This window comes from Nocardioides glacieisoli (assembly GCF_004137245.1).
Lineage (GTDB): Bacteria > Actinomycetota > Actinomycetes > Propionibacteriales > Nocardioidaceae > Nocardioides > Nocardioides glacieisoli.
In genome coordinates this window covers 315005-337548 of sequence record NZ_SDWS01000004.1, presented here as the reverse complement: position 1 = coordinate 337548, position 22544 = coordinate 315005, and the positions used below count along the sequence as shown (strand labels likewise).

The window sequence follows — 22544 nt, the reverse complement described above, 5'->3', positions numbered from 1 at the left end:
GCCCCGGGACCGGCAAGTGACTGTCGGGTAGGGTCCTGCGCGTGCCACTGAGGGGAGCGTCGTCCGGAGCATGGGCGCCAACCCTCAGGAGGTCGGTGCACCTGCTCCGGGAGTTCCGTCACGAGCAGCCCGACCCGGCTCGGTTCTACCGTGTCCTGGCGCAGGACTCTGCCGACATGCTGGCCAGCTACGTCCCGCTCCAGGGCTCACTGATGCTCGACGTCGGAGGTGGTCCCGGCTACTTCGCCGACGCCTTCGCACGGGCCGGCGCGACCTACTACTCGGTGGACGTGGACTCCGACCTCGCCGACGACACGGGCCGTCGCCGGAGGGTCGTCGGATCCGGCACCGAGCTGCCCTTCCGGACCGGCGCGTTCGACGTCGCGTACTCCTCGAACGTGCTCGAGCACGTCTCCGACCCGTGGCGCGTGGCGGAGGAGATGCTGCGAGTGGTGCGGCCGGGCGGGCTGGCCTTCATCAGCTACACCGTCTGGTACGGCCCCTGGGGTGGCCACGAGACCGCGCCCTGGCACTTCCTCGGGGGCCACCGGGCCCGTCGACGGTACGTGCGCCGGCACGGGGTCGAGCCCAAGAACCGGTTCGGCGAGAGCCTGTTCGCGGTCACGGTCCGCGACGGCATGGACTGGGCCCGCGGCGAGGGCCGCGGTGAGCTGCTCGACCTCACCCCGCGCTACAACCCCCGGTGGGCGCGCTTCCTGCTCCGTGTCCCCCTTCTGAGGGAGGTGGCGACGTGGAACCTCGTGATCGTGGTCAGGAAGCACTGAGGTTCCGGCTGCGGGTCCTGGCCGGCGCCCTGGCGCTGATCGCCCTCGCGTTCTCACAGGCTCCCGGGCTGCTGACCTTCGACACCAAGTTCGACCTCGTCGTGGACCCCTGGCACTACCTCGAGCGTGGCCTGCACCTCTGGGACTCCAACGGTGCGATCGGGCAGCTGCAGAACCAGGCCTACGGCTACTTGTGGCCGATGGGCCCCTTCTTCGCCGTCGGCTCATCCCTGGGCATCCCCGGCTGGGCGGTGCAGCGCCTCTTCATGGCGCTGGTCCTCGCGGTCGGGTTCAGCGGGACGGCGTACGTCGCTCGCGCGCTCGGGGTCAGGTCCCACCTGGCGTGCCTCGTGGCGGGGTTCGCGTACGCCCTCTCGCCCCGCATGCTGACCACGGTCGGCACCATCTCGATCGAGGCCTGGCCCTCGGCCCTGGCCCCCTGGGTGTTGCTGCCACTGGTGGTGGGGGCGTCGCGCGGCTCACCGCGCCGCGCCGCGGCGCTGGCCGCGCTGGCCGTGGCCATGGTCGGTGGTGTCAACGCCACCGCCAGCTTCGCCGTGATCCCCGTGGCCGCGATCTGGTTGCTGACCCGCAGCGGCGGTCCGCGCAGGCGCAGCATGATGCTGTGGTGGCCGGCGCTCACCGCGCTCGGCACGCTGTGGTGGCTCGCCCCGCTCTTCCTGCTCGGGGCGTACAGCCCCCCCTTCCTGGACTTCATCGAGTCCGCGTCGCTCACGACCACCCCGACGACCCTGTTCGACTCGCTGCGCGGAACGTCGCACTGGCTGCCCTACATCGACACGCGGTGGCGGGCCGGCGGCGACCTGGTGCGCGAGGGCTACCTCGCCCTGAACAGCGGGGTCGTGCTCATGCTGGGGCTGCTCGGCCTGATGCGCCGCGACAACGAGCACCGGCTGTTCCTCGGCGTGTCCCTCCTGGTCGGCCTGATGATGGTCGGGATGGGCCACCTCGGTCCCGTCCAGGGCTGGTTCGCGCCCCAGCTCAACGAGGCGCTGGACGGCGTCCTCGCGGCCGCACGCAACGTGCACAAGTTCGACCCGGTCATCCGGCTGCCCCTGGTGCTGGGCCTCGCCCTCCTGCTGGACTCGCTCCGGGCACCGAGGCCGGTCGCAGGGACGTCGACGCCGTCGGCTCCGTCTCCCCTCGCGTTCCGGTCCGTGTCCTGGCTCGCGATCGTGGCGGTGCTGGGTGCCGCGATCCCCGGGATCGTGGGTCGGATGGCGCCCGCGGGCCAGGTCCTCGAGGTGCCCGGCTACTGGGAGGAGGCCGGAGCGTGGCTCGACGACCGTGGCGAGGAGGGCGCGGCCCTCATGTCGCCCGGGATCGGGGTGGCCCAGTTCGTCTGGGGCTCGACCAACGACGAGCCGCTCGAGTTCCTGGTGGAGGAGGGCCGGTTCGGGGTGAGATCGAACATCCCGTTCGTGCCACCCGGCAACATCCGGGCCCTCGACGCCATCGAGGAGCGCCTCACGCAGGGACGACCTTCACGTGGGCTCGCGCCGTTCCTCGCCCGCTCGGGCGTCCAGTACCTGGTCGTGCGCAACGACGTCATCAAGGCGCCGGACATCCCGGACACCGTCCTGCTGCACCAGGCTCTCGACGGCTCAGCGGGTCTGCGCCGCCTGGTCAGCTTCGGGCCCGAGCTCGGGGGATCGGCGTACCTGCTCCGCGACGGCGACCGCAACGTCGTCAACGGTGGCTGGCAGACCAACTACCGGGCGATCGAGATCTACGAGGTGGAGGCGGGCGGCCCCGGTGCCGTGGCAGCGGACGAGCTGCCGATCGTCGTCGGAGGGCCGGAGTCGCTCCTCGACCTCGCCGACGCCGGCATCGTCGGCGAGGAGCCGACGGTGCTCGCCATGGACGCCGACCCCGACGTCGCGCCGAGCGGACCGCTCATCCTCACCGACGGCTACCGCGACCGTGAGCGCTTCTTCGGCCAGCTCCACGACGGGTACTCCGCGACGACCCTGCCGGGCGAGCCGCGCCACAGCAGTCATCCGACGAAGGACTTCTACGTCACCGAGGGCGACGAGCGCTGGCGCACCCGGGCCCTGCTCTCGGGCGCCCGTTCGCTGGTCGCGTCGAGCTCGCTGGGTGACGCCACCGGAGCAGGAGGCGCGCGTCCGGCGTACTCGGCGATCGCCGCCCTCGACGGCGACGACACGACGCAGTGGGCGTCCAACCCCGGCAGCGCCGAGCGACCGACCTGGACCCTCGGCCTCGAGTCCGAGCGCACGATCGCCAGCGTGGACCTGGTGGGCGGGGTGAGTGCACCGACCTTCCAGAGCGTGCGGGTCGTGACCGCCAACGGCGCCAGCGAGCCCGTGGATCTCGGGCCCGCCGAGCGGGCCACGGTGGCGGTCCCGGAAGGCCCCACCTCGTGGCTGCGGATCGAGACCGTGGGCCAGGCGGCCGACGTCCGGGCCGCGCTGGCCGAGGTCGACGTGCCGGGACTGACCGTGGAGAAGCGGCTGCGACTACCGACCACCCCGGCGGCGTGGGGGACTCCCGCCGCGATCCTGCTCACCGCGGCGCAGGACGCCCGGACCGGCTGCGTGCAGGTCGACGGCGACGTGCGCTGCCTGCCCGGGCGCGACGTCGCGGGTGAGGAGGACACCGGCTTCCGCCGCGAGTTCGACCTGACCGGGGACGCGTCGTACGACGCCGAGGTGTGGGTGCGGCCCCGCGCCGGCACCGCGGTCGAGGAGGCCCTGCTCGAGGACCTGCCGGTGAGCGTCACGTCGTCGAGCCAGGCGGTGCCGGACGTGCGCGCCTCGGCCCTGGCGGCGCTGGACGGCGACATCGGGACGGCGTGGATGGCGAGCAGCGGTGACTTCCGCCCGACGCTCCGGGTGCGGTGGGTCGGACGCACGAAGGTCCGTGGGGTGAGCGTGAGCATCGACCCGAGCACGGGCGGGCGCCTGCCCACCCGGCTGGGGCTCACCTACCGCGGCGGGTCCACCGAGGTGGAGGTCGACGAATCGGGGCGGGCCACGTTCCCGCCGGTGCGGACGGACTTCCTCGACGTCGAGGTCCTGCAGACCGACCTCACCAGCAGCATCGGCTTCGACCGGTTCGTCACCCCGCTGGCGGCCGCCATCGGTGAGCTCCGCATCCAGGGGGCACCGTTCGAGGCGCTGTCGCCGCCGGAGGACGAGCGTGACCTGGGGTGTGGATCCGGTCCCGACGTGCGGGTCGACGGACAGGTGTTCCGCAGCCGTGTCACGACCTCCTCGGCTCGCATCTTCGACGGTGAGGAGGTGCCGGCCACGCTGTGCGGTTCGACGACCGCGCTGTCACTGGACGAGGGGACACACGAGGTCTCCGTCGAGAGCAGTGACACCTTCAGCGCCACCCGAGTGGTGCTGCGTGACCCGGACTTCGACCCCTCCGGCTCCACGCCGGTCCCGTGGGCCGAGCACGACGCCGACTCCCGGGCCGCCGAGGCGCCCGCCGGGGCGGCGGTCCTCGCCTTCCGCGAGAACGGGAACCGGGGCTGGACGGCGTCGCGCGACGGTGAGTCGCTGGAGGCGGTGCGCGTGGACGGGTGGCAGCAGGGATGGGTGCTCGACCCCGACAGCGAGGCCACAGGTCCGGTCGTGGAACGCTACGCGCCCGAGGCGGCGTACCGGTGGGGCCTGCTGGCCGGGTTGATCACGGGCATCGCCCTGCTCCTGCTCGCGCTGCTCTGGTGGCGACGTCCGCCCGCGGACGACCCGCGGCCCGTGGGACCGGCGCGCATCCGTCCCGTCCTGTGGACCGCTGGGGCTGCGCTGGTCGTCGGGCTCCTGACCGGCTGGGCAGGCGTGGCGGTGCTGGTGGGGACCTACGTCGTCGCCATCCCCCTCGGGCGCAGGTACCCGGACGTGGTGGAGGCGCTCCTCGCGACCACGGTGGTCGCTGCGGCCTTCTTCTACGCAGTCCGACCGTGGGGCAACGACTGGGCCGGAGCGAGCGCGTGGCCTCAGCTGTTGTGCGTGGTCGCGCTCTGCGGCGTCTTGCTGGGTGTGGCCGAGCCCAGGTGGCGCAGCCGCATGAACGGCGACTCCACGAAGCGGTAGAGCAGCTCGGCGAGCGGCACCGTGATGAGCAGCGTGAGCCCCAGCACCGGGAACAGGTCGTTGCCCTCGAACATCGCGTAGGGGGTGGCCCAGTAGACGAAGTGCAGCACCACGAGGTGCAGGCAGAAGATGCCGTAGGAGATGTGGCCGAGGCGACGTGCCCACCGGTGCGACATCACCCGTGCGTAGCCGGAGCGCGGGTCGGCGAAGACGCCGGTGAGGACCAGCAGCGCGCCGACCGACGTGTAGAGCACCTGGCGGGTCAGGTTCTCGGCCGGCGTGGAGGGGTCGAAGATCATCGGGCCACTGACCGGGGTGGCGGCGACGACCAGCAGGCTGACCGCCAGGACCCAGCAGACACCGGGCTGGCGTGCCAGGGCCACCAGCCACCGCAACCGGGGCGCCCCACCGGGCCGGCTCACGAGGACGTGTGCCCACGCGAGGGCCATGCCGGCGGTGAACCACATGAGGTAATTCGGGAGCCACTGCGAGACGAGGACGGCACCGGCGTCGCGCACGGGCTCGTTGAGGAAGAGTGTCCACACCACGTTGACCGTCAGCAGTGCCACGAACAGCAACACCATGCGCCGCGTAGTCGGACGCCGTCCGCCGAGCGCGCCGACGGCCAGCATGAGGAGCGGCAGCAGCGCGTAGAACGAGACCTCGGTCGCGAGGCTCCACATCTGGGTCTGGCCAGGTCGCAGCGAGTCGCTGAGGTAGATGTCGGTCATCGTCAGCACCTTCACCCAGTCCCCGAGACCGGCGCCCTCGTTGCCGCCGACGAAGAGCAGGGCCGGAACCACTCCGATGACGTACAACGGGTAGATCCGGAGGAATCGCTTCCAGTAGTAGCGCCCGGTCGAGTCGTGGGGCCGGCCGGCCGAGGCGGCGGCGAGGTACTGGTGTGCGAGCAGGAACCCGGACAGGACGAAGAAGAGGGCCACGCCGACGTCCAGCCGGGGCAGCACCCGGCCGATGATGCCGTGCCGCAGGTAGTCACCGGTCCAGAAGGTGACGTGGGTGAGGACCACCGCGAGGGCACCGACGGCGCGCAGCGGGTCGAGCACCGCGAAGACGGTGGGTCCGCCGCCCGGCTCGTGGCGTCGGTCGTCCCGGAGCTGGACGGAGTCACCGTCGTGCGGCCCGGCGGCCACCGTGTCGTGGCTGGTGTCGTGGCTCATGTCAGGGGCGCTCCGGGTACGAGGTCGCCCACGTCGATGGAGTCGACGCAGACAGTGATCGAGGGGTCGATGCCGAACAGGAGGACCGAGTCGAAGCCGGCCTCGACCCGAGCGTAGAGCTGGTGCAGGCCAGGACGCAGCACGGTCGACACCGAGGCGCCGGGGGACTGGGTGCTTCCCGCCCTGATCGTCACCGGGCTCTCACGAGGGGCGAGGTAGCTGATGCGCATCCACCAGCTCCGCTCCGGCACGGGGCCGTCGAGGCGGACCCGGACGGAGCCGTCGCGGACACGCCAGCCACAGTCACGGACCGTGCCGGGTCGTGCCCTGCTCACGGGTCTCACCTCCGCGTAGGTGAGTCGGCCGCTGTCGTCGACCATCGCCAGGTCGTGGGCCGCGTCGAGGAAGCGCGATCCGGGGGAGAGCATCCCCACCAGGCGGGGGAGCCGGTCCTGCGACCAGATGATCGGCGCCACGACGTCGAGGGGAAGCCCCGTGTCCGCCAACGCGACCGGTCCGGTCTGGGCGAGCCTCGTGCTGAGCGCACCGACGTAGTCGCGCGGAGGGGTGAAGTCGTGCCAGATCCGGGTGAAGGTGATCGAGGAGAAGATCCCGCCGACGGCGACGGCGAGAGCCAGGGCGAGGGGAACGGCGACCGGGACGCGCGGGGTGAAGTACGGCGCCGGGCGCGGCTCGCTCGTCCCCGGCGCGCCGGCGAGCGGCAGGTAGGCCAGCGCGAGGGCGAGCGCCGTCATGGCGGCGGCGTCCGTCATGTAGCGGTACTCCGTACCGGCCACCGCGCCGACGAACGGCGCCCGGCTCGACCACAGCAGGAGGAGCAGGACGACGAGGTAGCCGAGCAGCAGGGCCCAGGCGCGTCCGGCCCGCCGACGGGTGAGGCAGGCGTGCGCCACCACACCGGCGATGACCACCCAGGCCAGGTGCGTGAACCACGCCGGAGGGTCGGCGAAGGCTGCCGGCGCTTGGGGCGTGAGCCACTGGAAGGGCCCGCCGATCACACCGGTGGCGTACGACGTGCCGAGCATGCTGCTGGCCAAGGGACCGAGGAGACCCCAGTCGGGCTCGGGGGTGATGAGCGGGACGTAGGCGGAGTAGTAGGCGATGGTGACCAGCGCGACCACGCCGGTGACCACGGCGGCGGCGCTGCGACGCCGGGTGAGGGACCGCAGCCGCTCGAGAGGCCCGCCCGACTCGAACCAGCCGTAGGAGATCGCGGCCAGGACGGGGAGGATCGCGAGCCCGCGGATGTCGGCCGCGAGTGCGAGGCCGACGCTCGCGAGCGTCAGCGCGCTCCAGCGCCGGCGCCCGTGGCGCTCGTAGAGCACCCAGCAGGTCACGGCGCACAGGAGGCCGATCTGCTGGCCGAGCTGGTTGAGGGCAGCCGCCCACCACACCGTGGCGGGCATGGTCATGGGGGAGAAGAGGAACACGAGGAGCGGCGGCACGATGCCCCACCGCAGGCCGAACAGGGTGCGGAGCATCAAGACGGCAGCCAGCGCGATCGCGGCCTGGAAGGCGATGGTGACGGCCGCCGTCGCGGGCCAGCTGAACAGCCCTCCCGCCACCGACAGGTCGATCAGCAGACGCCCGAGGGGCATCAGGTGCCCGCTGTGCGGCGTCATCAGGTAGTCCACGGTGAGGGGCTCCTGCACGCTGAGGCGCAGCAGCTCGAAGTCGTCCTCCTGGAACCACGCACCCAGGACCGCCCACGCCCGGAACGCCGTGTGCACCACGACCAACAGTGCACAGACCGCGAGGAGGAGCGGTTCACCCGACCGGACCGGGAGTGAGGCTCGTAGTCGTCCAGCGGCACGGGCAGCGCGGCGCCGCGCCCGTTCGCGCTGGTTCGTCACCGGGGCACTATCGCACAGCCGCGCGCGCTCCTCGGGGTCGGCGAAAGGCCGCCCGCGTCGCGAGGAACGGATAGAGCAGACAGCGTGACTACTTGTTGGTAGCCTGCGGCGACTCGTCGTACTGTGGAGGGAACATCGTCGTGCGCAAGATTATTGGTTGGGTGCTGCTGGCACTCGGAGCCTTCCTGGTCGTCGTCGGCCTGATGGCTGCCCTCTGGGCGCCCGGTCAGGTCAAGCGGACCCCGCTCGACACCGACAGCGTCACACGGCTGTCGGGCAACGCCGACAAGCTCAACCCGGCGACCGGCGAGGTCGAGAACATCGACGTCCAGGCCACCAGCATCACCAAGGCCGACTCCGAGCTCTCCGACGACGACGTCGTGGTCTTCGTCAACTCCACCTGCCTGGTGATCAACGACGGCAGCGGCGAGGTGCCCGACTGTGTGGACGGCGAGGACGAGCGCCTGGTCACGGCATCGACCGACGTGTTCGCCACCGACCGCGGCGACGCGATGGCGGTCAACGGCTCGTCCTACCTCCCGCCGAGCGCCGAGGAGAAGGAGGGCCTGGTCAACAAGTGGCCCTTCGACGCCGAGAAGAAGACCTACCCCTACTGGGACGGCCTCCTGGGTGAGCCGGTGGACGCGACGTACGACGGCACCGAGACGATCGACGGGCTGGAGACCTACCGCTACCACGTCCTGGTCGAGGACGCCGCCACCGAGATCCTCAGCGGTGTCGAGGGTGTCTACTCCCAGGACAAGTACATCTGGATCGACCCCGTCACCGGCTCCATCATCAACCAGACGCAGGACGAGCTCCGCGAGCTCGAGGACGGCTCGACCATCCTCGACCTGCAGCTCGCGTTCACCGACGACCAGGTCTCGGCCAACGCCGCGGACGCCGACGAGAACGGCGGCACGCTCGGTCTCCTGACCCGCACCGTGCCGCTCATCGGCATCATCGGTGGCATCGTGGCCCTCCTCGCCGGCGGCTTCCTCCTCTGGGCGGGCGCCCGGCGCGAGAAGAAGACGGCCTCAGCCTGACCGCCGTGCCCGACCTCGCGACCGTGCGCCACGACGACGTCCGGTGGTACGCCGACACGTTCGAGCGGGTCGTGCGCAACGTGGGATCGGCGGTGCTGGGAAAGCGGCAGATCGTCCGCCTGGGCCTGACGTGCCTGGTCTCCGGCGGCCACCTGCTGCTGGAGGACCTCCCGGGCACGGGCAAGACGATGCTGGCGCGCTCGCTCGCAAACTCGCTGGACTGCTCGTTCGCCCGCATCCAGTTCACGCCCGACCTGCTGCCCTCCGACGTCACCGGGGTCACCGTCTACGACCAGTCCCAGGGCGAGTTCTCCTTCCATCCGGGACCGATCTTCCACAGCGTCGTGCTCGCCGACGAGATCAACCGGGCCTCGCCCAAGACCCAGTCGGCCCTGCTCGAGGTGATGGAGGAGGGGCACGTCACCGTCGACGGCCATACGCACGAGGTCGGACGTCCCTTCATGGTGATCGCCACCCAGAACCCGATCGAGCAGGCCGGCACCTACCAGCTCCCCGAGGCACAGCTCGACCGCTTCCTGATGCGCTCGAGCGTCGGCCACCCCGATGCCGAGTCGACGGAAGCCCTCCTCGCGCAGTCGAGCGTCCGCGACCGGGCGGCCGGCCTCGCGCCGGTGGTCGACGCCGCTGACGTGCTGCGGATGTCGCAGCTGGCCGACCAGGTCCACGTCGACCCGGCGATCATCCGCTACGTGCGCGTGCTCGCCGAGGCCTCGCGCGAGTTCACCGGCGTGCGGCTCGGTCTCTCCACCCGCGGGTGCCTGGCATGGGTGCGGGCGTCGAAGGCGTGGGCCTTGTCCGAGGGCCGCGGCCACGTCGTGCCGGAGGACGTCGCGACGTTGGCGCACCCGGTGCTGGGCCACCGGCTGTTGATGGCCTCGAGTGCCACGTTCGGGGGGACGACCTCCGCGGAGGTGATCGACGACCTGCTCGTGCAGGTGCCGGTGCCCCGCGACCGGGCGTGAGCGGCGCACCCCGCTCGACCTCCATCGCCGCCAGGCTGCGCGGCGGCCGGCTGCTGTCCAGGTCGTCCCGGGCGTACCGGTTGACCGCGCCGCTGCGCCTGCTGACCCCTCTGGGCCGAGGCGTGCTCGTGACCGGTCTGGTCGCGAGCGGGCTGTCAGCGAGGTTCCACTGGCAGGAGTTCACCCAGCTGGCGGCGGTGGCCCTGGGGCTGTTGGTCCTGGGACTGCTCTGGCAGCTGTTGCCGGGCGGCCTGGTGGTCGGGCTGCGGCTCCGCCACGAGCGCATCGTCGAAGGCGCTCCGGCGCCCGCCGCGAGCCTCGAGGTGCAGGCTGGCGCGGTGCCCATGCTGTTCCCCCGCGTGCTCGTCCCCGTCGGGCGTCGTGGGGTGGGGCTCCGGCTGCCGTTCCTGGCGCCCTTCTCACGTCACACCGAGGAGCTCCACCTGCCCGAGCTGGCACGCGGCGTGCACACGGTCGGGCCAGTGACCTACGAGAAGATCGACCCGGTCGGCCTCGTCAGTCGCACGTTCAGCACCGGTCCGGCCGTCGAGCTGCGCGTGTCGCCCCGGGTGACCGACCTGTCCGTGTTCGCCGGCGGACTGACCAACGACCTCGACGGGGCCACCAGCCAGCAGCTCTCGATGAGCGACCTCGCCTTCCACGCGCTGCGCGAGTACGTCCCGGGTGACGACCTGCGGCACGTGCACTGGAGATCGTCGGCGAAGGCGGGCGAGCTGCTGGTCCGTCAGTACCACGAGACGCGGCGCGGTCACGTCACCGTGCTGCTCGACGGTGCCCGGCAGTCCTACCCGAGGCAGGCCGACTTCGAGCTGGCGGTCTCCGTGGCCACCTCGATCGCGCTGCGGGCCGTCCGCGACGACTTCGACACCTACCTGCGGTGCGGACCCCACCTGTCTCGCAGCCGGGCCCCGGTGGCGATGACGGACGCGGCGTGCCGGTTCGCCCTCGGTGGTGACGACCACCTCGAGCACGCCGCGGATGCCGCCCAGGCGGTCCACGGCACGGGCCTGGTCGTGCAGGTGACCGGAGGCCAACGACCGCTGCCGGACCTGGATGCGGCCGCCCGGCTGTTCAGCCGGGAGGCGGACTGGCTGGTCGTGCGGGCCGACAGCGCCGCGGAGCCCTTCCTCCGCGACAGCGGTACGTTGCGCGAGCTGTCCGTCCCGGACCTCGCTCGGCTCGCCGAGCTTCTGGCGCGGGGCCTGCGGTGACCAGGCGACGTGGGACGTTCGTCGACGCGGTGGTCGTCGTCGGCGTGATGGCCGCCATCCTGTCGATCTTCGAGGACACCTTCGCGGACCGCAGCTATCTCACGGCCGGTCTGGTGCCGGTGGTGCTGCTGGTCGTCCTGGCGCTGCTCGCGCGCCGCACGGCTGAAGGCGGTTGGTGGTACTTCCTCGGCGCGCTGGTCCTCCTCGCTCCCGTCGGCGCCGTCGCCGCGCTGCGAGATCCGGGCCCCTTCCTCGTGCCGACGCTCGACAGCATGACCCGGGTGCTCGTGCAGAGCGTCCATGCCCCGACGACACTGGTGAGCACGGTTCCGCCGGTGGCCCCGAGCGGTCAGGCCCTGCTGGTGCCGTTCCTGATCGGTTTCCTGGCCACCGCGGCCGCCGCCTGGCTGGCGCTCGGGACGACCCGTGCGCTCGCCCCGGTGGTCCCCCTCCTCCTCGCGCTCGGAGCGACCATCCCGCTGGGCGTGCTGGTGCCGACCCTGCTCGTGCCGCGCGGGATCCTGGTCGCCCTCACCCTGCTGGTCTGGGCGGCCCACCGCGCTCGCAGGCGGGAGGCCGTCGTGGAGGGCTCGCGCGGGTCTGTGGCGGCGGCGGTGACCATGGCGGTGACGGTCGCGTCCGTGTCAGGGCTGGCACTCCTCCTGGTGCCGGACGACGACGAGTCGGACCGGGTGCTGCTGAGCGGCGAGGGGAACAGCCCGCTGCTCTCGGCAGCCGCGCGATCGACGATGCCGTTCGAGCCGAGGCGCGACGACACCCGGTTGCTGAGAGTGACCGGCGTTCCGGACGGCCGGCGCCTGCGCCTCGCCGTCCTCGACCGCTACGACGGCGACGCCTGGGTGCCGGCCGAGCAGTCGCCCGGCTCCGGCGGCTACGGCACCTACAAGCGGATCGGGGAGGAGGTGGCCGCGCTGCACCCCGGACCCACGATCGTCGTGCGTGTGCGGTTCCTCCCTGGCTGGTCGAGCGACTGGCTCCCCCTGCTCGGGGAGCTGACCCGCCTGGACTTCGCCTGGAACCCGGGCCGTACCGAGGTCGACGACGTCCGGTACAACCAGGCGACCGGCACCGCGCTCGTGGTGGGCGGCATCGACCCTCGCGACGAGTACGCCTTCGAGGCCGTCCCCGGCAAGGACACCCTTCCTCGGCGTGGCGCCACCCGCGAGCCGAGCGACGAGCAGCGGCAGCCGGAGGGGGCGTTCCTCGACTCCTACCTCGAGCCGTTCGACCATGACGACCTGCTCCCGCTCGAGAAGGTGCTCCTCCTCGCCCGCTATCTCTCGCTCAACGGCACCGTCCGCCGGACGGAGGCGTTCGACCAGTCGGCCGATGCCCTCGGGCGGCGCATGCTCGGCCTCCGGCGACCGAGCGGTTCGGCGTTCCAGTACAGCGCGCTGATGGCCCTCGGCGCCTCCCGGCTCGGGGTGCCGGCACGGATGGTGACAGGAGCCGAGCCCGGGCCGGGCGGCCGCGTCGACTACGCCGACGTGACGTCGTGGGTGGAGCTGCAGATGGACGACGGAACCTGGCGCCCCCTCAAGCTCGAGCGCTACCTCGGTACGTACCTGCCGGCCGAGGGGGACGAACAGGTGGATGCTCCGCCCCCGGACACCTTCGTCGCCGAGCAGCTCGACAACGCCGCGAAGGGGCGCGACGACGACATCCGTCCGCCCCGCGGGTCGAGGAACCCGGACGGCACCGTCGTCGACCCCCCGCCCTCGCCGGGACAGGTCCTCACCGCCGTCGCCGTCATCACGACCTCTGTCGTCGTCGTGGCGCTCCTGCTCGTGCCCGTCGTCAAGGTCCTGCGCCGTCGTCGCCGCAGGTCCGCCGGAGGCTGGTCGGGACCCTACGTCAACGGCTGGCAGGAGGTCCTCGATGCGGCGCGCGACCGCGGGACACCGGTCCCGGACACGTGGAGCCGCGTCGCCCAGGCCCGTCAGCTCGGGGCGGGCATGGACCTGGCACGGCGGGCCGACGCTGCCGTGTTCGCTCCCGGCCCCGGCACGACCGAGGACGCCGAGGACTTCTGGCGCTCGTGCGAGGGCGTACGCCGTGCCCTGCTCGCCGAGGTGACGGGCCGTCGCCGGGTGTGGGCGCAGCTCACCCCCGCCTCGCTCCTCGCCGGGTGGGCCCGCCGACGCGCGATCGGTCCGCCCGTCCGAGCCGGTCACGGCGGTACGGAGCACCCGCTGCCCGTGCAGCGCCGACCGGTCAGAGCGGGAGACGCCTGAAGAGCGGTCGTGGCACGTGGCGCAGCACCGACATGACGTACCTCATGCTCGACGGGACCCAGACCTGCTCACGTCCCGCGAGCACGGCGGCCCGCACCGCCTCCGCCACCTGCTCGGGCGTGACCGAGAGCGGGGCAGGATCCAGTCCGGCGGTCATCTTGGACCTCACGAACCCCGGACGGACCACCAGGACCCGGCCGCCGTGCTCACGCAGCGTCTCGCCCAGTCCGGTGTAGAAGGCGTCGAACCCCGCCTTCGTGGAGCCGTAGACGAAGTTGGACCGGCGGGCGCGCTCGCCGGCCACGCTCGACAGGGCGACGATGACGCCGTGGCCCTGTTGCACGATCCGCTCGCCGAGCGCCACGCCGACGGTCACGGCGGCGGTGTAGTTGATGCTGGCCATGTCCTCGGCGACGGACGCGTCCTGCCACGCTGTCTCGTTGTCGGCCAGCACCCCGAACGCGACCACCGAGATGTCCACGTCGCCGCCCTGCCACGCGCGCGCGACCACCTCCCGGTGGGCGGTCGTGTCGTGAGCGTCGAAGTCGAGGAGCCGGACCCTCGCGCCCATCGCCGACAGGTCCGCCTCGGCCGCGTCACGCCGTGGACCGGGACGAGCAGCCAGGACGACCTCCGTGGAGCCCGGCTGCACGTAGGCGCGAGCGATCGCCAGGCCGATGTCGGACGTGCCTCCCAGCAGGAGCAGCTTCTGGGGTCGCCCCGTCGCGTCGATCATGGGTCGTGGTCCTTCCTAGAGGTGGAGCCGGCGGGCGAGGTCCGAAGTGAAGACCCCGGCGGGATCCACCTGCTGCCTGATGCGCCGGAACTCGTCGAGTCCCGGGTAGGACGCGTGCAAGGTCTGCTCGGTCATCCGACTGTCCTTGGTGAGGTAGAGACGGCCTCCCGCACGCAGGACGATGCCGTCCAGGGCGTCGAGCAGCTCGTCCAGGCCCTCGCGGACAGGGAAGTCGGCCGCCAAGGTCCATCCAGGCATCGGGAAGGACAGGAGGCCGCGATTGCCCGGTCCCAGACGCTTGAGCACGTTGAGGCACGACACGTGGCCGGAGGCGACGATGAGCTCGACGCACTCGTGGACGCTGTCGGCTGCGGAGAAGGGCACGACGAACTGGTACTGGCAGAAGCCCCGTGGGCCGTACAGCCGGTTCCAGTCGGTGATCCCGTCGAGGGGATGGAAGAACGCGGACGCCGACTGGATGCCGTCCACCCGCTGGCGCGGGGCCTTGCGGAACCAGACCTCGTTGAAGGCGCGGCCGCTGACACGGTTCAGGGCACTGCGGGGGACGACGTCCGGGACCCGCACTGCCCGTCCCGCCGGCAGGACCAGCGCGCTGCGACGCTGGCGCGGGGACAGCTCCTCCCACGACGACAGTCGTCCCCGGTGCACGACCCCGCGCCCCACCTGTGGGCGTGAGCTCATCGAGTCGAACCAGGCCACGGTGTAGGGGGCGTCGTCGTCGCTCGCCTCGAGCAGCCGCATCGTCGACGCGAGGTCTGGCGCGCGCTCGGTGCTGACGCTGACGTAGGCCGTCTCCGTGCGGGTCAGGCTCAGGTGCGCCCGGGTGATGATGCCCGTGAGACCCATCCCGCCCACGGTCGCCCAGAACAGGGGATCGTCCGGTGTCAGCCGGTGCTCGTCGCCGTCGGCGGTCACCAGCCAGAGGGCAAGCACGTGGTGCCCGAACGAGCCGGCCACGTGGTGGTTCTTGCCGTGCACGTCCGAGGCGATCGCACCCCCGACGGTCACGTGGCGGGTGCCCGGAAGGACCGGTACCCACAACCGAAGAGGCAGGACCGCCCTCATCAGGACGTCGAGGCTGACTCCGGCCTCGACGACCACACTGGGCACGTCCGCGTCGATGGACAGGATGCGGTCGAGGCCCGTCACGTCGACGACGAGGCCGCCGGCGTTCTGCGCAGCGTCGCCGTAGGAGCGACCGAGTCCCCGCGCGAGCACACCCCGGTGCTGTCCGCCGCGGACCGCTGCGCGGACCTCGTCCACAGTCGTCGCTCGCACCCACGACGCGACGCTCGGGCTGGTCTGGCCCCAGCCCGTCAGCCGCCGGTCCACTGCCACGGCCGGCTGCCTTCGGGGGTGCTCGGTCACGCAGTCACGCTACTGGCCGTCCGCGCCGCCGGGCCCACCGACCGGTGCGGACGCGCCGCTCGAGTGCGCCACGAAGATCGCCGTGCCGGGGGTCAGCAGCCCGCGGGCGCGTGACCACCCGCCCCAGACACGGTCGTGCTGCTCGGGCCACTCGGGCTCGACGAGGTCGGAGAGCACGAAGTCGCTCGCGCTCAGCAGGCGCACCCAGTCGCCCAGCGTGCGATGGTGCTCGACGTAGGACACGACGCCGGTCACGTCGTCCACCTCGACGTAGGGCGTGCGGTCCCAGTAGGACTGGCTGGCGGTCAGCCCGGCCTCGCCCGGGTCGTCGGGGAACATCCACCGGGTCGGGTGGGTGATCGAGAAGGCGAAACGGCCGCCCGGGCGCAGCACGCGCGCGACCTCCGCCAGGGCCCGCTCGATGTCGCTGACGAACTGGAGGGCCCCGAAGGAGCAGAAGACCACGTCGAAGCTCGACGCACCGAAGGGCAGGTCGGTCGCGGTGCCGCGCACCGACGGGACGGTCACCCCGGTCTCGGCGTCGAGGCGGAGCGAGTGCTGGAGCTGGCGGTGGGAGAGATCGAGACCGATGCCGCGCCCACCGTGGGTGCGGACCCAGCGCGAGCACTGGCCGGCGCCGCTGCCGACCTCGAGGACGTCGAGGCCAGCGACCTCGCCGAGGATCGCGAGGTCGTCCTCGCGGTGGCCCTCGGGACCCCACACGAAGCCGGCGTCCCCGAGGAAGGCGCCGTGGGTGGCCTGGTACTCGTCGGCGTAGCGGTCCCAGTCGGGGCCGTTGGCGTCGCGCGACTCACGCTCGGAGACGGCCCGTCGCTCGACCCGCACGGACTGCGGCAGGTGGTCCTCCACGCCGAGGAGCCTAGTCGGCCCTCCTCGTGACATCAGGTCTCGCGCACGCGCAAACCGGCGCACCGGGCAGTGACTGCCCGGTGCGCCGGTCCCTCAGGGGTGCGAGGTTCAGCCCCGCCTGCGACCGTTCTTCACGCCCGGGTCACGCGGGCCCGAACGCCAGTCGGCCGGGTTGGCCTTGGCACGGACCTCCATGCCGTCGCGGACGCCACCCTTGTCGGTGTCGCACTTGGTCGGGTCGGTCTTGGCCTTCTTGTAGCGCTTGTTGGCCTTGCCGGTGACCTCGGCCTTGTCCTTCAGGCCGTCGCGGTCGGTGTCCTGCTTCTTCGGGTTCGAGCGGGTCTTGCCGATCACGAAGGACCCCTTCCGGGTCTTCACCTTCTGCTTGATCTTGTAGCCCTTGACCTCCTTACCGTCGCTCAGACCGTCCTTGTCGGTGTCCTTGACGAGCGGGTTGGTGGTCACGGTGATCGATTTCTTGACCTTCTTGCCGCAGACCTCGAAGCGCTCGCGGATCTTGACGCCCTTGACCTCCTGGCCGTCGGTGAGTCCGTCGTTGTCGGTGTCGGCGTCCAGCGGGTCGGTGCCGTGGGTGTTGACCTCGGCGCCGTCGAGCAGGCCGTCACCGTCGGTGTCCGGGTTCAGCGGGAGCGTGCCGTGCGTGTTGACCTCGGCGCCGTCCGACAGGCCGTCGTCGTCGGAGTCGGGGTCGTTCGCGTTGGTGCCGATCGGACCCTCCTGGCCGGTCGGCAGGCCGTCGCCGTCCGGGTCGTTCGGGTCAGGGACGACCGTGAACGTGGTCGAGTCGGCAGGACTCGTCTGGCCGTCCAGGGTCTGCGTCGCCGTCACGGTGTGCGGGCCAGCCGTCAGCGGCGTACCGGGCTCGCAGCTCCACGTGCCGTTGGCGCGCACGGTCGCGGTGCAGATCACGGTGCCACCCTCGGTCACGGTGACCACGGCGCCGGGCAGACCGGTTCCCGAGATCACGGGCGTCGAGTCGGTCACCGTCGCGCCAGAGGCCGGCGAGGTGATGTCGGGTGCAGCGATCGCGCCCGGCTGCGGGTTGCCTCCGCCGTCACCGCACTGGATGCCACCGGCCGGAGCGCCGGCGGACGCCGAGAGCGGGACGATGTCGACGTTGGCGATGGTCAGGGGCGCCGCGGTCGTCGCCAGCTTCAGGCGGAGCAGCGATGCCTGGCCGGAGGCGCTGGTGCCGTCAGCAGCCTCGGTGACGTTCGTCGCGGTGCCCAGGGACAGCTCGACGGTGAGGAGCGGGTTCTCGGGCAGGACGAACGTGGCCGTCTCGTTGGCCACGTCCAGCACGAACGGCTCCGGACGGTTCGGGACGGTCACCGTCACGACGGGCTCGTTGTAGCTGACATCCGCACCGCCTGGCTTTCCGGTGGCGGTGGCGGTGAGCGTGGGTCGCTTGCTCACGCCGATGTCGACGGAGCCGAAGAGGTCGAGGTCGGCCAGCGTGCTCGCGGAGGTGGCGACGACCTTGCGCTCGTCGTTCGTCCCTCCGGTCGAGACGAGGCTGACGTCCTGGCTCGTGGTGACCTCACCCGGGGCGCGGACCAGTGCTCCGGTCACCGGGACGTCGAGGACGGCAGCGTTCAGCGTCGTCGTGGACGAGGAGCTCAGCGGCGTCGCCGCAGGGAGGCACGAACCGTCGGTGAACCGCGCGTGCGCTGTGGACGTGGAGATGCCCGCGGTCAGGAGCGGGCCGGCTGGGATGACCGGGCCGTTCGCGACGCTCGGCGCAGCGTTCGTGGGCGGAGCCGTCTGCGAGGCCTCGGTGAGCAGCGGCGGAAGCGTCTGGTTGAGCAGGATGGCGCCCAGGTTGGCAGCCTTGGCGCCGACGCGGGGCGAGGCAGCCGAGAGGGAGCCGCTGACGGGCGCGACGTCCACCGAGGCGGCGGTGAAGCTGCCGACGACGGGCACGACTGCGTCGAGCACGTCGACTCCCAGCAGGCCAGCCGACGTGGACCCGGTGGCGCTCGTCGGCACGGGTGCCGCCGAGGCCGAGGTCTGTGTCATGGCCAGGAACGACCCTGGCAGTGCGAGAGCGACCGCAACGGCCGCTCCCTTCGTGAACCGGTTGGTCGACCGGCCGCGAGTCTTGGAACCCATCTTCGTACCCCCAGGTGTGTTGACCACGCGTGAACCCTCAAACGACCCACGTCGCAGCTACTCGTGATGTATCTGACTCAACGAGACACCTACGAAGAGGTAACACTTTCTTTACCCAAAGGGGTGCACACGGCATCAACGTGACCGCCCGCGGCCGTACCGCGTGCCACGATGCGGCCCATGTCCGACCTCGCTGCCTCGCTGACTCCGCTCACGGGCGGGCACTCCGGACGGTCCTTCCTCAGCGAGGTCGCAGGCTCGCGCTCGGTCGTCCGGATCTACCCGCCCGGGGACCCGCGCGGGGCGGACGCCCCGCAGGTCGACGAAGCCGTCCTCCACCTCGTACGCGGCCTGGTGCCCGTGGCGGACGTGCTGGAGGTGCGACGCGGTGACAGCGACCAGCCGGGTCTTCTGGTCACTGCATGGGTGCCGGGGGAGCCGGGGGACCGCGTCGTCGCTGGGCTCGACGGGGAAGGGCTGGCCGGGCTCGGCGGCGCGATGGGCGCGGTGGCGGCGACGCTGGCCGGGATGCCGATGGTGCGTCCGGGTCCCTTCGTCGACGCCGACCTGCGCATCGGCGCCTTTCCCGAGGGCGGGCTGGCCGAGTGGGTGGAGGAGCGCCTCGTGACCTGGTCCGCCTCCGACCGTGAGCGGCTCCTGCCGGTCGCCGAGGATGCCCAGGTCCTGCTGGACGGAGTCGGACGTGCCTGCCTCGTGCACAGCGACCTCAACCCCAAGAACGTGGTGGTCGACCCGGCCACCCTCGAGCTGACAGCGGTCCTCGACTGGGAGTTCGCCCATGCCGGCCACCCGTGGACCGACGTGGGCAACCTGGTCCGCTTCGAGCGGCAGCCGGCGTACGTCGAGGCAGTGCTGCGCGCATGGACCGAGCGGCACGGAGGGTCTGCGGCCGCGCTGCTCGACGGGGCTCGGGCGGCCGACCTCTGGGCCCTGGTCGACCTCGCCTCCCGCGCCGGCAGCAACCCGGTCTCCGACCGCGCGGAGGTGCTGTTGCGGGCAGTCGCCGAGACGGGCGACCTGCACGCCTGGCCGTTCGGCACCTGAGGGGCCCGGACCCCGACGCGGCAGTGCCGGCGCACCGGACGGTGGTCGTCCGGTGCGCCGGCACCTCAGGGGCGTGCGTCAGGAAGGCGTCAACCGATCCCGAAGGTCCTGCCCTCGGGCGGACCGAACCGACCATTCCGTCCCCCGGGGTTGCGGGGACCGGAGCGCCAGTCGGCCGGGTTGGCCCTGGCCTTGACCTCCATGCCGTCGCGGATGCCGCCCTGGTCGGTGTCGCACTTCGTGGGGTCGGTCTTGGCCTTGCCGTAGCGCTTGTTGGCCTTGCCGGTGACCTCGATCTTGTCCTTCAGGCCGTCGCGGTCGGTGTCCTTCTTGGTGGGGTTGGACCGGGTCCTGCCGATGACGAAGGAGCCCTTGCGGGTCTTCACCTTCTGCTTGATCTGGTAGCCCTTGACCTCCTTGCCGTCGCTCAGGCCGTCCTTGTCGGTGTCCTTGACGAGCGGGTTGGTGGTCACGGTGATCGACTTCTTGACCTTCTTGCCGCAGACCTCGAAGCGCTCGCGGATCTTGACGCCCTTGACCTCCTGGCCGTCGGTGAGGCCGTCGCCGTCGCCGTCGGTGTCCGGGTCGTTCGGGTTGGTGCCGTAGTTCGATTCCTCGACGTTGGCGAGCCCGTCACCGTCGGGGTCGTCAGGTGCGGCCGGGATCGAGAACGTCACCGAGTCCGCATCACTCGTGTTGCCGCTGGGGTCGGTCTGCGTGGCGGTCACAGTGTGCGCACCGGGTGCGAGGGTGACGGTGGAGGAGCACGACCACGTGTTGTCGGCACGGACCACGGCCGTGCAGAGCACCGTCGAGCCCTCGCGCACCGTGACTGTCGCTCCGGCCTCACCGGTGCCGGTGATCAGCGGGGTCTGGTCCGCGACCGAGGCACCCTGGGCGGGTGAGGTGATGTCCGGGGCCGCAGGCGCGGCGGTGTCACCCGGGGTCGGGGCCAGCGCGATGGTGAAGGTGGTGGTGGCGGTGTCGGTGTTGCCGGCCTCGTCCTCGGCGGTGACGTCGTAGGTGTGTACGCCGGGGGCCTGGGCCTCCGTGGGGCTGCAGGTCCAGGTGCCGTTGGGCTGCACGGTGCTGGTGATGCAAAGTCGTCCTAAAGAATGAGGTGCCGCTCGATCCGGACGGTCGCGGACACCCGTGGTGTGCTTCGGGAGCAGTGGGCGGCTGAGCGTGGGCTGAGCGTGGCCCGCCGGTTGGACGTACGCCTTCGCGGGCGCGTAGTCTTCGGAGTTGCGCCAGTCGTCTGCCCGGCTTCCATACCGAGCGAAGCGAGGCTCGCCGTGCCCCGTCCTGACGTGGGCCAGTGAAACCGACAGCTGAGTGCGTCCGTACGACTCCACCCATCCAAGGAATCACTTCCCATATGACAGCCCTGCTCTCCACTCTTCCGGACTACGACGCGCCCCAGGTGGCGGTCAACGACATCGGGTCCGAAGAAGACTTCCTCGCGGCAATCGACGCGACCATCAAGTACTTCAACGACGGCGACATCGTCGAGGGCACCATCGTCAAGGTGGACCGCGACGAGGTACTCCTCGACATCGGCTACAAGACCGAGGGCGTCATCCCCTCGCGCGAGCTGTCCATCAAGCACGACGTCGACCCCAACGAGGTCGTTTCCGTGGGCGACAAGGTCGAGGCCCTCGTCCTCCAGAAGGAGGACAAGGAAGGCCGTCTGATCCTGTCCAAGAAGCGCGCCCAGTACGAGCGCGCCTGGGGCACCATCGAGCAGGTCAAGGAGGAGGACGGCGTCGTCGAGGGCACCGTCATCGAGGTCGTCAAGGGCGGCCTCATCCTCGACATCGGCCTGCGCGGCTTCCTGCCGGCCTCGCTCGTGGAGATGCGTCGCGTCCGCGACCTGCAGCCCTACGTCGGCCAGACGCTCGAGGCGAAGATCATCGAGCTCGACAAGAACCGCAACAACGTGGTCCTGTCGCGTCGCGCCTGGCTCGAGCAGACCCAGTCGGAGGTCCGCCACGGCTTCCTGACCCAGCTCCAGAAGGGCCAGATCCGCAAGGGTGTCGTCTCCTCGATCGTCAACTTCGGTGCGTTCGTGGACCTCGGCGGCGTCGACGGCCTCGTCCACGTCTCCGAGCTGTCGTGGAAGCACATCGACCACCCGTCCGAGGTCGTCGCCGTGGGCGACGAGGTCACCGTCGAGGTCCTCGACGTGGACATGGACCGTGAGCGTGTCTCCCTGTCGCTGAAGGCGACGCAGGAGGACCCGTGGCAGCACTTCGCCCGCACCCACCAGATCGGCCAGATCGTCCCGGGCAAGGTCACCAAGCTGGTGCCCTTCGGTTCGTTCGTCCGTGTCGAGGAGGGCATCGAGGGCCTCGTGCACATCTCCGAGCTCGCCGAGCGTCACGTCGAGATCCCCGAGCAGGTCGTCCAGGTCAACGACGACGTCATGGTCAAGATCATCGACATCGACCTCGAGCGTCGCCGGATCTCGCTGTCGCTCAAGCAGGCCAACGAGACCGCAGCCGCCGCCGACGTGGAGGAGTTCGACCCCACGCTCTACGGCATGACCGCGACCTACGACGACCAGGGCAACTACGTCTACCCCGAGGGCTTCGACCCCGACACCGGCGAGTGGCTCGAGGGCTTCGACGACCAGCGCGCGGTCTGGGAGGACCAGTACGCCAAGGCGCACGCCCGCTGGGAGCAGCACGTGAAGCAGCAGGCTGACGCCAAGGTCGCCGAGGCCGAGGCCGGCGAGGCCACGTCCTACTCCTCGGGCGGCGACACCGCCACCGAGGACGGCGAGACCGCTGCCGACACCGGCGGCTCGCTCGCCTCGGACGAGGCGCTCCAGGCGCTCCGCGAGAAGCTCACGGGCGGCCAGGCCTGATCGGCTGACGCTCACGCAGCACTGAACACCACGTTGGCCCG

Annotated in this window: 15 protein-coding genes; 8 read left to right on the top strand and 7 right to left on the bottom strand. The window is 71.4% G+C overall.

What is annotated here, in order from left to right; all coding sequences use genetic code 11:
- The first annotated feature begins 95 nt into the window (after positions 1 to 95).
- A complete protein-coding gene (locus EUA06_RS11395) occupies positions 96 to 785 on the top strand; it encodes a class I SAM-dependent methyltransferase (protein WP_242498097.1) in 690 nt (229 codons plus the stop codon).
- On the top strand, positions 752 to 4870 hold the full coding sequence (locus tag EUA06_RS11390) for an alpha-(1->3)-arabinofuranosyltransferase domain-containing protein (protein WP_165354358.1): 4119 nt from the start codon (positions 752 to 754) through the stop codon (positions 4868 to 4870). The genes EUA06_RS11395 and EUA06_RS11390 overlap by 34 nt, the downstream gene beginning before the upstream one ends.
- On the opposite strand, the gene EUA06_RS11385 is transcribed toward EUA06_RS11390, so the two are convergent.
- Together EUA06_RS11385 and EUA06_RS22440 are read right to left on the bottom strand one after the other, a co-directional pair.
- Complete coding sequence (locus EUA06_RS11385) at positions 4774 to 6051, bottom strand: acyltransferase family protein (RefSeq protein WP_129475616.1); 1278 nt, start codon at positions 6049 to 6051, stop codon at positions 4774 to 4776. The genes EUA06_RS11390 and EUA06_RS11385 overlap by 97 nt on opposite strands.
- Positions 6048 to 7805: a hypothetical protein gene (locus tag EUA06_RS22440; protein ID WP_165354357.1), complete on the bottom strand. Its 1758-nt coding sequence runs from the start codon at positions 7803 to 7805 to the stop codon at positions 6048 to 6050. Before EUA06_RS22440 ends, EUA06_RS11385 begins: the two co-directional genes overlap by 4 nt.
- A 281-nt stretch (positions 7806 to 8086) precedes the next feature.
- On the opposite strand from EUA06_RS22440, the gene pgfA reads away from it, so the two are divergent.
- The 4 genes from pgfA to EUA06_RS11360 are packed head-to-tail and all read left to right on the top strand — an operon-like array spanning position 8087 to position 13441.
- Positions 8087 to 8971: a cell envelope lipid trafficking protein PgfA gene (gene pgfA / locus EUA06_RS11375; protein ID WP_165354356.1), complete on the top strand. Its 885-nt coding sequence runs from the start codon at positions 8087 to 8089 to the stop codon at positions 8969 to 8971.
- Between the two features lie 5 nt (positions 8972 to 8976).
- A complete protein-coding gene (locus EUA06_RS11370; RefSeq protein WP_129475613.1) occupies positions 8977 to 9954 on the top strand; it encodes an AAA family ATPase in 978 nt (325 codons plus the stop codon).
- A complete protein-coding gene (locus EUA06_RS11365; RefSeq protein ID WP_129475611.1) occupies positions 9951 to 11186 on the top strand; it encodes a DUF58 domain-containing protein in 1236 nt (411 codons plus the stop codon). The genes EUA06_RS11370 and EUA06_RS11365 overlap by 4 nt, the downstream gene beginning before the upstream one ends.
- The gene (locus EUA06_RS11360; protein WP_129475609.1) at positions 11183 to 13441 is read left to right on the top strand and encodes a transglutaminase TgpA family protein; all 2259 of its coding nucleotides are present in this window, start codon (positions 11183 to 11185) and stop codon (positions 13439 to 13441) included. Before EUA06_RS11365 ends, EUA06_RS11360 begins: the two co-directional genes overlap by 4 nt.
- Here the strand turns inward: EUA06_RS11360 and dprE2 are convergent.
- The 4 genes from dprE2 to EUA06_RS11340 all read right to left on the bottom strand — a co-directional run bounded on the left by dprE2 (position 13422) and on the right by EUA06_RS11340 (position 18476).
- Positions 13422 to 14177, bottom strand: a complete 756-nt coding sequence (dprE2, locus tag EUA06_RS11355) for a decaprenylphospho-beta-D-erythro-pentofuranosid-2-ulose 2-reductase (RefSeq protein ID WP_129475607.1) — start codon at positions 14175 to 14177, stop codon at positions 13422 to 13424. The two genes, EUA06_RS11360 and dprE2, sit on opposite strands and share 20 nt — an antisense overlap.
- Before the next feature lie 15 nt (positions 14178 to 14192).
- Positions 14193 to 15566 (bottom strand): decaprenylphosphoryl-beta-D-ribose oxidase, encoded by a 1374-nt coding sequence (gene dprE1 / locus EUA06_RS11350; RefSeq protein ID WP_242498096.1) that lies wholly within the window; start codon positions 15564 to 15566, stop codon positions 14193 to 14195.
- Positions 15567 to 15575: 9 nt separating this feature from the next.
- Positions 15576 to 16436, bottom strand: coding sequence for a class I SAM-dependent methyltransferase (locus EUA06_RS11345; protein ID WP_242498095.1), 861 nt, complete (start codon positions 16434 to 16436; stop codon positions 15576 to 15578).
- 108 nt (positions 16437 to 16544) lie between these two features.
- The gene (locus EUA06_RS11340) at positions 16545 to 18476 is read right to left on the bottom strand and encodes an Ig-like domain-containing protein (protein WP_129475603.1); all 1932 of its coding nucleotides are present in this window, start codon (positions 18474 to 18476) and stop codon (positions 16545 to 16547) included.
- 273 nt (positions 18477 to 18749) lie between these two features.
- Here EUA06_RS11340 and EUA06_RS11335 point away from each other — a divergent pair, with 273 nt between their 5' ends.
- Positions 18750 to 19634: a phosphotransferase family protein gene (locus EUA06_RS11335; protein WP_129475601.1), complete on the top strand. Its 885-nt coding sequence runs from the start codon at positions 18750 to 18752 to the stop codon at positions 19632 to 19634.
- Positions 19635 to 19723: 89 nt separating this feature from the next.
- On the opposite strand, the gene EUA06_RS11330 is transcribed toward EUA06_RS11335, so the two are convergent.
- Positions 19724 to 20719 (bottom strand): Ig-like domain-containing protein, encoded by a 996-nt coding sequence (locus EUA06_RS11330; protein WP_165354355.1) that lies wholly within the window; start codon positions 20717 to 20719, stop codon positions 19724 to 19726.
- 293 nt (positions 20720 to 21012) lie between these two features.
- Between EUA06_RS11330 and rpsA the strand changes: the two genes are divergently transcribed.
- On the top strand, positions 21013 to 22503 hold the full coding sequence (gene rpsA, locus EUA06_RS11325; RefSeq protein WP_129475597.1) for a 30S ribosomal protein S1: 1491 nt from the start codon (positions 21013 to 21015) through the stop codon (positions 22501 to 22503).
- Positions 22504 to 22544: the final 41 nt, after the last annotated feature.

What these genes read in the sequence shown, in the direction of transcription:
- dprE2 (WP_129475607.1), bottom strand. Translation starts at nt 14,177, where the DNA reads ATGATCGACGCGACGGGGCGACCCCAGAAGCTGCTCCTGCTGGGAGGC.
- EUA06_RS11340 (WP_129475603.1), bottom strand. Translation starts at nt 18,476, where the DNA reads ATGACACAGACCTCGGCCTCGGCGGCACCCGTGCCGACGAGCGCCACC.
- EUA06_RS11335 (WP_129475601.1), top strand. Translation starts at nt 18,750, where the DNA reads ATGTCCGACCTCGCTGCCTCGCTGACTCCGCTCACGGGCGGGCACTCC.
- EUA06_RS11385 (WP_129475616.1), bottom strand. Translation starts at nt 6,051, where the DNA reads ATGAGCCACGACACCAGCCACGACACGGTGGCCGCCGGGCCGCACGAC.
- rpsA (WP_129475597.1), top strand. Translation starts at nt 21,013, where the DNA reads ATGACAGCCCTGCTCTCCACTCTTCCGGACTACGACGCGCCCCAGGTG.